The sequence below is a fragment of the Pseudophaeobacter sp. A-200-2 genome (genome assembly GCF_041008815.1).
In the GTDB taxonomy this organism is placed as follows: domain Bacteria; phylum Pseudomonadota; class Alphaproteobacteria; order Rhodobacterales; family Rhodobacteraceae; genus Phycobacter; species Phycobacter gallaeciensis_A.
In genome coordinates, this window is record NZ_JAXGFU010000001.1 from 387,209 (window position 1) to 397,626 (window position 10,418).

General features: G+C 60.6%; 10 protein-coding genes and 1 other RNA gene. 6 read left to right on the plus strand and 5 right to left on the minus strand.

Features of this window, described 5'->3' with window-relative positions; all coding sequences use genetic code 11:
- Positions 1–24: 24 nt before the first annotated feature.
- From SM766_RS01745 to SM766_RS01760, 4 genes are all read right to left on the minus strand, one after another.
- Positions 25–1,461 (minus strand): cryptochrome/photolyase family protein, encoded by a 1,437-nt coding sequence (locus SM766_RS01745; RefSeq protein WP_368946690.1) that lies wholly within the window; start codon positions 1,459–1,461, stop codon positions 25–27.
- A gap of 30 nt (positions 1,462–1,491) precedes the next feature.
- Positions 1,492–2,715, minus strand: coding sequence for an aminotransferase class V-fold PLP-dependent enzyme (locus tag SM766_RS01750; protein ID WP_368946691.1), 1,224 nt, complete (start codon positions 2,713–2,715; stop codon positions 1,492–1,494).
- Positions 2,716–2,892: 177 nt separating this feature from the next.
- Positions 2,893–3,885 carry an acryloyl-CoA reductase gene (gene acuI, locus SM766_RS01755; RefSeq protein ID WP_368946809.1) on the minus strand — a complete coding sequence of 331 codons (993 nt, stop codon included), beginning with the start codon at positions 3,883–3,885 and terminating at the stop codon, positions 2,893–2,895.
- A gap of 16 nt (positions 3,886–3,901) precedes the next feature.
- Positions 3,902–5,005, minus strand: a complete 1,104-nt coding sequence (locus tag SM766_RS01760) for a dimethylsulfoniopropionate demethylase (protein ID WP_368946692.1) — start codon at positions 5,003–5,005, stop codon at positions 3,902–3,904.
- 208 nt (positions 5,006–5,213) lie between these two features.
- Here SM766_RS01760 and SM766_RS01765 point away from each other — a divergent pair, with 208 nt between their 5' ends.
- The 6 genes from SM766_RS01765 (at position 5,214) to SM766_RS01790 (ending at position 9,502) form a co-directional block, all read left to right on the plus strand.
- Positions 5,214–5,951: a FadR/GntR family transcriptional regulator gene (locus tag SM766_RS01765; protein ID WP_065273400.1), complete on the plus strand. Its 738-nt coding sequence runs from the start codon at positions 5,214–5,216 to the stop codon at positions 5,949–5,951.
- Positions 5,952–6,004: 53 nt separating this feature from the next.
- Positions 6,005–6,357: a transfer-messenger RNA gene (ssrA, locus tag SM766_RS01770) on the plus strand.
- 89 nt (positions 6,358–6,446) lie between these two features.
- Positions 6,447–6,911 carry an ester cyclase gene (locus tag SM766_RS01775; protein WP_368946693.1) on the plus strand — a complete coding sequence of 155 codons (465 nt, stop codon included), beginning with the start codon at positions 6,447–6,449 and terminating at the stop codon, positions 6,909–6,911.
- A 156-nt stretch (positions 6,912–7,067) separates the two neighbouring features.
- Complete coding sequence (locus SM766_RS01780) at positions 7,068–7,514, plus strand: ester cyclase (protein WP_065273398.1); 447 nt, start codon at positions 7,068–7,070, stop codon at positions 7,512–7,514.
- Between the two features lie 89 nt (positions 7,515–7,603).
- Positions 7,604–8,905, plus strand: a complete 1,302-nt coding sequence (gene chrA, locus SM766_RS01785; RefSeq protein WP_490363342.1) for a chromate efflux transporter — start codon at positions 7,604–7,606, stop codon at positions 8,903–8,905.
- Between the two features lie 123 nt (positions 8,906–9,028).
- Positions 9,029–9,502, plus strand: a complete 474-nt coding sequence (locus SM766_RS01790) for an SspB family protein (protein WP_368946695.1) — start codon at positions 9,029–9,031, stop codon at positions 9,500–9,502.
- 195 nt (positions 9,503–9,697) lie between these two features.
- Here the strand turns inward: SM766_RS01790 and SM766_RS01795 are convergent, their stop codons facing one another.
- Complete coding sequence (locus SM766_RS01795; RefSeq protein ID WP_368946696.1) at positions 9,698–10,321, minus strand: hypothetical protein; 624 nt, start codon at positions 10,319–10,321, stop codon at positions 9,698–9,700.
- Between the last annotated feature and the right edge of the window lie 97 nt (positions 10,322–10,418).

Below are 10,418 nucleotides of genomic sequence, written 5' to 3' on the forward strand. Positions count from 1 at the left end.
CAAAGCTACCCTGCCCGGCGTCACTCAGCCTGCTTTCTGTCCGGCGCTACGGTGCTGCCCATAAGCCTCCAAGGCACGCTCCCGCCCCGCTTTCAGATCGATCAGGGGCCGGGCGCGCATCTGGTCCGGGGACAGGCCCCAGCTGAGCGGCGCCGCATCAAAAAAGCTGGTGGCGCTTTGCGGCGGTGTGCGCTGACCTTCGGCCATCCATCGGCGGATATAACGGCGATCTGCATCGAACTTGTCGATCTGGCCTTCCGGATTGTAGATGCGGAAGAACGGCGCCGCATCCGGGCCAGAGCCCGCGGTCCATTGCCAGCCCATCGCATTGGCGGCCGGATCCCAGTCCACCAGACAATCCGCAAACCAGTCCATCCCGACCTTCCAATGCACCATCAGATGTTTGGTCAGGAAACTTGCCACGATCATGCGCGATCTGTTGTGCATCCTGCCGGTGACATACATCTCCCGCATCGCGGCATCGACAAAGTCATACCCGGTCTGCCCCCGCTGCCAGGCCTCCACATCCGGGGTGATCTCGCTGGACCAGCCAAAACCGTCCCATTCTGGCCGCCAGTTTTCCGTCAGGATCTGCGGGCTGTGATACATCAGGTGGTAGGCAAACTCGCGCCAGACCACCTCTTTCAGGAAATGTTCCGCGCCTTTCCCGCTGCCTGCCATCGCGCGCTGGCCCAGATGCCACATCCGGTGCGGGCTGATCTCACCCCAGGCGAGGTTTTCCGACAGGTTCGAGGTTGCATCCTCGGCCGGGTAATCGCGGCGGTCCTTGTAGCGAGCGACGGCCTCTTCGAGGAACCCGTCCAGACGGTCCAGTGCCGCTTGCTCTCCCACATTGCAGTGCGCACGCACGATATCGGCGCCGCGCCGCATCGCCGCGCCCATCTGCCAATCCGCCACCGCATCGCTGTCCGGCCAGCTCTCCGGCGCGGGCAGCGTGCCCGGCTCGGGCAGCAAATCGGCGGGCTGGCGATCGCGAACGGCTTTCCAGAACGGGGTGTAAACCTTGAACATGCCCCCTGCCTTGGTCTCGACCGTCCAGGGTTCAAACAGCAGCCGCCCGCCTTGGGATTGTACAGCGATCCCGGAGGCCTTCAGATCCTCCTTGATCGCTGTATCCCGCGCGATGGCCTCGGGATCATAAAGCCGCGACCAGACGACGCTCCCTGCCCCGGTCTCATCAATCACCTGCCGCAGAACCTCTTGCGCATCGCCGCGACGGAAAATCAGCCGACTGCCGCGCGCGGACAGCGTTTCGGCGAGTTTCTCCAGCCCAAGGCCAAGACGGAATTTCGGCGCCGCGCCCAGCGCCTTGTCCTGCGCATCCAGAATATAAAGCGGGATGACAGGCGCGCCGCTGTTCACGGCCGCCGTCAGGGCCGGGTTATCCGCAAGGCGCAGATCGCGCCGGATCCACCAGATCACCGGGGCATTGCTGGTCATATGTCTGAAAGTCCTGTGCTGCCATTCTAGTTACAGCACGCGATCTAGGGCCTCGATCAGCTGCGTCACCTCATTTTCGTTGGTGTAATGGGTAAAACTCATCCGAAGGACGCCCTGTTCCGGGTCCACCCCCATCGCCGAGAGCGCGCGCACCGCGTAGAAATCCCCGCCGCCCGCCATGATACCATGCCCGGCCAGTTCCTCTGCCAGCCCAGCGCCAGACCGGTTGACGGCAACAGCCACGGTCGGCGCGCGCACGGCGGCGTCGCTTGGCCCGATGAGGCGCAGATCGTTGCGGTCCTTCAGCGCATCCAACAGCGGTTGCAGCAGTTTGACCTCGTGGTCACGCATCAGATCGTGCACGAACCCGGCGCGCGCTGCCGCGTCTTCGGTAGGGCCGCCGTGATGATCGCACAGGGCGTCGATATAATCCGCCATACCGGCGCTGGCCGCGACCTGTGCGTGATCGGGTCCCGCAGGGGTGAAGCGCTTGTAGAGAACGTCGCCGTTGAAATAATGCGCCTGGTTCGGAAGGATTTCGCCCAGCGCGCGGCGGATGACCATGATCCCCTGATGCGGACCATAGGTCTTATAGGCCGAGAATAGGTAAATGTCCGGTCCCAGCTCCCCGACGTTGGGCAACCCATGCGGCGCGTAGGACACCCCGTCGACGCAGACAAAGGCCCCCGCTGCATGGCAAAGCGCGGTGATCTCGGTCACCGGGTTGATCTCTCCCACCACGTTCGAGCAATGGGGAAAGCAAACAAGGCGCACGTTTTCGTCCAGCAGCGCCTCCAGATCCGCCGGATCCAGATGACCGGTGGCAGGGTCGATCTTCCACTCACGGACCTCAATGCCCTCTTCGGCCAGCCGCCGCCAGGGGCCGGTATTGGCCTCGTGATCCTGATTGGTGACGATGATCGCCTCCCCCGGGGACAGGAACTGCCGGAACGCCTGCGCCAGAACATAGGTGTTCTGCGTGGTCGAGGGGCCAAAGCTAACCTCATCGGTATCCACCCCCAGGATTGCCGCAAGCCGTTGCCGGGCCTCGTCCATCTCTGCCCCGGCCAGGGTCGAGGCCTCGTAAGGCGCATAGGGCTGCACCTTGCGCTGGGTGTAATAGCGTATCAGACGATCAATCACCGGCTTGCAGGTATAGGAGCCGCCTGCGTTTTCAAAGAAAGCCTGCCCTTGCAGCGTGGGTTCGGCAAAGGCCGGGAATTGCCCGCGTACAAAATCAATATCCAGCGCCATCTGTCATTCCCCTGCTTTTGTGTTCGCAAAAGGGATGCAGATCTTGCCGTGCAAGGTCAAGCGCCGGTACGCGGTGGAACCGTCCTGCAGCGTGAGGCGCCAGATGCGTAGCCAAAAGAAAGAGCGCGCAGTATCAACCCTGCGCGCTCCCTTCGTCTCAGAAAAACGGTGTTTCCGTTACCCGTTCACATCCACCACGACGCGGCCTTTGACCTGCCCTTTGAGGATGTCTGCGCCCAGTTGCGGCAGATCCTGCAAAGTTGCGGGCTGGATCATCGCCTCCAGTTTGTCCATCGGCAGATCGGTCGCGATCCGCTCCCAGGCGCGCAGGCGGTTGTCATAGGGCTGCATTACGGAATCAATACCCAGCAGGTTCACCCCGCGCAAAAGGAAGGGCACCACAGTTGCGGGCAGGTTCGCACCACCAGCCAGCCCCACCGCCGCAACGGAGGCACCGTATTTCATCTGCCCCAGCACACGTGCCAGCATCGCCCCGCCGACCGCATCAACGCAGCCCGCCCAGGTTTCGCTTTCCAGCGGGCGTTTGACCGTCTCATTGATTTCTTCACGGGCCACGATCTGTGTCGCGCCAAGGCTGCGCAGGTAATCCGCGGTCTCTGGACGGCCGGTCACGGCCGCGACCTCATAGCCGAGATTAGCCAGAATCGCGGTTGCAACTGAGCCAACCCCACCGGCGGCGCCTGTCACCAGAACCGGACCGTGGTCCTTTTGCAGCCCGTGATCCTCCAGCGCCATGACCGCCAGCATGGCGGTGAACCCAGCGGTTCCCACTGCCATCGCCTGGCGGGTTGTCAGCCCTTCGGGCAGCGGTACCAGCCAATCGGCGCGCACACGGGCCTTTTGCGAATAACCGCCCCAATGTGCCTCTCCCACGCGCCAGCCGGTCAGGACCACCTTGTCCCCCGCCTTGTAACGCGCATCCGAAGACGCCTCGACCGTACCGGCAAAGTCGATGCCGGGAATATGCGGGTATTTGCGGACCAGACCGCCACCAGGGCCGATGCACAGACCGTCCTTGTAGTTCACGGTGGAATAGTCCACCGCCACAGTCACCTCGGCCTCGGGCAGGTCATCAAGGCTGATCTCCTCGACCGCCGCAGATGTCTTTCCGGTGTCTTCGTCCTTATTCACGACCAATGCGTTGAACATCATGCTTCCCCTCGTTTCACATCCAGAATTTCTCGCGCACGGTGGCCGTGCGCATGCCGTCGGGTGTTTCCACCTCAAGTCTTGAGCCCGCATCCCAATGAGTCATGCGGACCATGCCGATTGCCACATTGGTACGAAAATCGGGCGACCACGCCGCCGAGGAAATTCGCCCCGCCGGACGACCGCCTGCAAACACCGACCAGAACTGATCACAGGGTGGCACGGCATCCCCGTCGATGGCAATCGGGCGGATCTGCTGTACCGGCCCTTCCTTGGCGACCCGCAACAACGCATCCCGGCCGATACAGCCAATCGCCGTATGGGTATTGCAGAACCGGCCCAGACCACATTCATGCGGCGTGTTGTCATCGGTCATGTCGTTACCGTAGCTGAGCAAGCCGCCCTCGATCCGTTCGATCAGGTTCGGACAGCCCGCGCGGACCTCAAGATCCTCACCCGCCTCGAACAGCTTGCGCCACAGTGGCATGCCAAATTCGCTGCCTTCCACGTAGATCTCGAACCCGCCCTGTTTGGAATACCCCGAGCGCGCAATAACCAGATCATGACCCTGGAACTGATAAACCCCGAAGCGGAAGAAGCGGATATTACGGATGCTTTCACCAAAGACACGCACCATCAGCTCCTCGGCCTTGGGTCCCTGCACGGCCAGCGGTGAGACATCGGGTTCGTCCACCAGCACATCCAGACGCCAGCCATTGGCGATACCCTTGACCCAGTAAAGAAGGTCGCTGTCCGCGATGGAGATCCACCAGCGGTCCTCGGCCAGCTTCACTGCCACGGGATCGTTCAGCATGCCGCCGGTTTCATCGACGATGGGCACGTAGAAACACTGGCCTGCCGTCATCCCGCGCAGATCACGCGGGGTCAGCATCTGCATCAGGCGCCCGGCATCGGGTCCGCGCAGTTCAACCTGGCGCTCACAGGCCACATCCCAGACCTGAACATGGTTTTTCAGATGATGGTAATCCGCCTCGACGCTTTCGAAAACCGTGGGCAGCAGCATGTGGTTGTAAACGGTGTAGGCGCGCACTCCGGCCTCTTCCACACCTTGGGAAAACGGGGTGCGCCGCAGCCGACGCGACGGTGAAATCAGTGCCATTGCAAATCCTCCCTGGCAAGGCGCGTTGCCCAGTAGCCTGCGGTCCTCCTCATCCTCACCGGAACAGGGTTTTTACGCTTCACCCAAGGGTCGGAAACCGCGACTCAACGCTTGCTTCCCAAATGTCAGACTTTTAAATGTCTGACAAATGATTTTTACAGCCCCTCACGATATGGTAATGACGCCGGATATCGACAGGACAGTACCCATGAAAATCGACCCTTCCAGTTCCGACGACCTCTCTGTGCAAATCGCACAAGCAATCAAGGACGCGATTATTGGCGGTCAGCTGATCGTCGATGAACGACTTCCTTCCGAGGCCGAACTGGCCGATCATTTTCAGGTGTCCCGCCCGACCGTACGCGAAGCGTTGAAACGGCTTGCGGCGCAATCGCTGATCCGTACGCAGCGCGGCGCCACCGGCGGCGCCTTCGTCAACAGATTGAGTTTTGAGGATGCCTACCCCCAGCAGGTGACCACCTCGACCCTGCTGCTGTCGATGAATGCGGTCAGTTTCGACACAGCCTGCGAAGCGCGTTATGCGCTCGAGCGCGCCTGCGCGCCCTTGTCGGCCCAGCGGCGCACAGCCGATCAACTGGCCACGATGCGGACCGAGATGTTCCGCCAGTCCCAGCCCGGCCTGACCGATGAAGCCTTCTGCGCCTCGGATGTTGCCTTTCACCGGGCGCTCGTCGATGGCGCGGGCAATCCGGTCCTGTCCTATCAGCTGGCTGGCGCAGTCGAAGCGATGCAGCCGCTGATGAACATGATCACTTTCACCGCAAGGGACCGTGCACGTATCGTGGATTTGCACGGACGCATCGCGGATGCCATCGAATCCGGTGACGGCACCGCTGCCAGCGAAGGCCTCAGTGATCTGGAAAAGGAAACGCGCAAGCTGGCCTCGGATGTCTTCGCCGCACGTGCTGCGGCGGTCTCTACCTGACGCCTGATCGCAGGTAATTCGGCCCACAAAATTCGCACTGTCTATCCGATTTGCCCCTTTAACTCCGCCCGGTCAGCACCTATGTTCTCACTGTTCCCTCGTGGAACTATGGACATAAACGCGCTCGTAATAAGCGGATCGGACCCGGGGGCGGTACCCGGCGGCTCCACCATATATCCTTCGTTTGGGGATCATGGGGCCGAAACAGGATCGACGAACGTCTAAAGGGGTTAGCTTTGTCTCGGCTGTCTGCCACCGTTATCGGCGAAACTAGTACAATTGCAAACGACAATCGTGCTCCGGTTGCTCTGGCTGCGTAAGCAGTTCGAGTCGAACCGACTTTAAGTCCTAGCGCCTAGCCGCGTTAGGCGGGGTTCGCAGGTACCTGGCAACAGAAACCTGCACTTTATCCCCACCTTTCCCTCCCGTAACGGATACGCGTATAGGTTTTGTTCAGACAATAGGCTCATCCTATGCGCAAGACGGAGAGCTGTGATGACCAACGCCGAACGCTTGCGAAACTGGTATACCGAGGTCTGGGAACAAGGAAACCTGGACGCGATCACAGATTTCATTGCACCGGACACCATCGCCAAGGGAATCGTTCCTGAAATGCAGATGGGAATCGATGATTTCCGAGACCTTATCATGACCTTCCAGGCCCAGGTCGGGCGGTTTGAAGTGGACCTGCCCAAGGTGATCGCCGAAGGCGACTGGGTTTCAGCCTTTCTCGTCGTGCGCACCTCAAGAACCGACACGGGCGCCCCGCTAGAGGTTTCAGGGCAGGTCATGGCCCGGTTCGAAAACGGCAAGATCGCCGAAGCCTATAATCACGTCGATTATATCTGCCTGCTGGAGCAAATGGACCTGTTGCCGCCCGACACGATCCCGATCTGCATGACCGGGCAGCGGCTCGATTGGGTCAGACAGACACCCCACAGCCTCGCCGCGGCGCATTAGACCGCCAGCCCCACAAACGGACTCAACCCACCCTTTTCACCAGAAAACACACACACGTAAAAGTGGTTGATTCGCAGCCACAAGCCCTCTCGACTTCACTGTTGGTAACAAGTACCGGATTGACACTTCAACTCTGACCAACCGAGACCCCAACGAATGACTCATCAGACAGGCAGCGTTCTTGAGACTGTAAAGCAATGGTTTCACGAGCTTTGGGAAGAGGCGGACACGGCCGCCATAAATGCCCTCTCCAATTCTGGCACCACGATGCAGGGAGCGATATCAGAGCTGGCTGCGCCACAGAACTATGGCGAAGTGGTCACCGCGTTGAATGACCTGCTAAAGAATATTCACTTCGAATACGCCTATCCGGTCGAGCAGGGGGAATGGGTTGCAGTAAAGTTGATCGTGCAGGCGCAATCCGCCGCAACTGGGGATGACGTTCGCTTTACCGGGCAGATCATCGCCCGGGTCAAAGAAGCAATAGTGACAGAACTTATTGCAACCATAGACTACATGAAGATGTTCGAGCAGCTTGGCCAGCTGCCCGAGGATTCCCTCCCGATCTGCCTCACAGGCGAGCAATTGATCTGGGCTCAGTAAACCCTCCACTGACTAAGCTAGTTTTTTCTGTCTCCGCGGGCGCGGCTGCCCTATAGGCATGCAAGACCCTGCCCCGATCAGCCGCGGAGATCGACTTGTCTGCCAGTTTCACGCCCGACCGCCCGGATCTGCGCGATCTGTTCCGCGTTTTCCTTCGTATCGGCCTGCTGAGCTTTGGCGGCCCCGCCGCCCAGATCGCCCTGATGCATCGCGAACTGGTGGAGCAGCGCCCGTGGCTCAGCGAAGATGAATTCCTGCGCGGTCTCTCCTTCTGCATGCTGCTGCCCGGCCCCGAAGCGATGCAGCTGTGCACCTATACCGGCTGGCGCCTGCGCGGCACCTTTGGGGGGATTCTGGCCGGATTGCTCTTTGTGCTGCCCGGCGCCGCAGTTATCGCCGCATTGGTCTGGCTTTACGCTGCCTTTGGCACCGTGCCGGGGGTTCAGGCCGCCTTTGCCGGGATCAAGGCAGCAGTCATCATCGTGGTTCTGCAAGCCCTGTGGCGGCTCAGTAAGAAGGCCCTCAGCAAAGGCTCCGACTGGGCCCTCGCCGGACTTGGCTTTGTCGGATTGTTTTTCCTTGGCTTGCCCTTTCCCGTTGTCGTCCTGTGCGCAGGTCTGTTTGGTCTTGTGAAAGGCCAGACACCGGCAGCGGCACCGGCAGAAGTCACAAAGGAACACGGGTCACAATCGCCGCTGCGGGTCGCTGCCTTCTGGAGCATTCTCTGGCTGACGCCGCTGGCACTGCTGCATTTTTCCGGCTTCGGCTTTCTGGCAGACATTGGCTGGTTCTTTGCCAAACTCGCCGTGGTAACCTTTGGCGGCGCCTATGCGGTGCTCGCCTATATGAGCCAGACCGTGGTCGAGCAGCATGGCTGGGTCACCGCCGGGCAGATGATCGACGCGCTGGGTCTTGCAGAAACCACCCCCGGACCGCTGATCCTGGTCACCCAGTTCATCGCAATGCTGGCCGGGCTGACGACCGGCGGGATGCCAGTGTTCCTGGCTGCCGGGGCGGTGGCCCTCTGGGCGACCTTCGTGCCCTGCTTCCTGTGGATCTTTACCGCCGCCCCTTATGTGGAGCGCCTCTCGCGGCATCCCCGCCTTGGCAGCGCGTTAAAGGCGATCACCGCTGCGGTGACCGGTGTCATACTCAACCTGTCGGTCTGGTTCCTGCTGCACGTCCTGTTCCATGACCTGCCGCAGACACAGGTCGGGCCGCTGTCCTTTGTGGTGCCGGACTGGAGCAGCCTTGACGCCGAGGCGCTGTTTCTCACAGCAGTGGCAGCGGGCGCGGCCATCACGCTGCGCGGGCGGCTGCTCTGGCTTCTGGCGCTTATGGTTGTGGCGGGGCTCGCAGTTGCGGCTGCACCCGATCTGCTGCTCCCGTAATCCCTGCGCCAGAGCGGAAAACGCCCCCTTCGTTCCGCTGTTTTTTTAACAAATCGGTTCCGGTAACTATTTCGTTTCCCGGAGAATCCCCTATGCTGGGGGAAAAGAAAAAGGGGTCTCAGCGTGTCCCGAGAAATCGACTACGGTAACCTGATGCATTCCGCCATGCGCGGCCTGATCCGCACCGTCCTGCAGGATGTGGCGGACAACGGTCTGCCCGGCAATCATCACTTCTTCATCACCTTTGACACCCGTTATCCCGATGCCCAGCTTGCCGACTGGCTGCGCGAACGCTACCCGGAAGAAATGACCGTGGTGATGCAGCACTGGTACGACAATCTTGCCGTCGACCAGGATGGCTTTGCCGTCACGCTCAATTTCGGTGAAACGCCAGAGCCGCTCTATATTCCTTACGACGCGATCAAAACCTTCGTGGACCCCTCCGTCGAATTCGGCCTGCGGTTCGAAACCGCCGAGGACGACGTCGAGGACGAACAGCCCGAAGACACCACCGCGCCCGAGGAAGATACGACCACGGACGAGACGGCGGAGAAAACCGACGCCGAGGTGGTATCGCTGGACAGCTTCCGCAAGTAACCGCCGGTCGCGGCCTGCCGGATCTCCAGAAACCCAGATCGCGAAGTACGGCTAAATCTCTTGCACGTCACGGGTGCCGTCTCTTCAGATACCCCGAACAAGGCCCTTGTCCGCTTGAACCGTCAGCCATCAGCGCGGCTACCCTGCATCGAAAACCAGCCCTGACGGGGGACAGCAAGGCAATACGGCGCGGCGTTAGTCCTGACGTTTCAGAAAGGTCGAAACCATCCGGGTCGGCTCACCATTGCGATGGACCACATACTTCAGATCCAGCCCCCCTTTGACCAGTGTGCGGTCGTATTGCTGCATCTCGTAATCGCCGTTCGGCGCGATGAACATTGAAAACACCGTGAAGGTATCTCCGGCAATCCGGCTCCACACGTAGGGATCGCCTTTCATCGGATCCATCTGGACGGCATGGCCAAAGACGTTCTGCTCCATCGCAGCGGCAAAAATCCCCGACCGATCGCTGTCCACGAAACTGATCTCATAGGTTTTTGCCTTGCGGTTGCCGTCCCCTTTGATGGTGACGGTGCTCCATTTGACGGTAAATCCCTTCTTGGCCTCAGCAATCGTCACGCTCATGTCCCGCAGCTCGCTCTCGCCGTTGGCATGGGTGACGATCACCGACCCGGTGTAGGCCCCGACAAACGGCGCGATATCCGCAATAGCCGCCTGCGCAAGCAGCAGAACTGCGGCACAAAACATCGCAGCCTGAAGCATGACCCAGCGGAGCCATGCCACACCGTCACGTACGGCCGGAAACGCCCTGACGCGGGCAACGGCTGATGGACTGGAGGGGGCAGAATAATCGGGCACTGGCGTTCCTTGTCTAAAGATGAGCGAAAGTATCTTCCGGTGACTTTAGCTTATTTCGGTGCGCAGGCAATCCGGCGCGCCCATTTGTCCCTATACC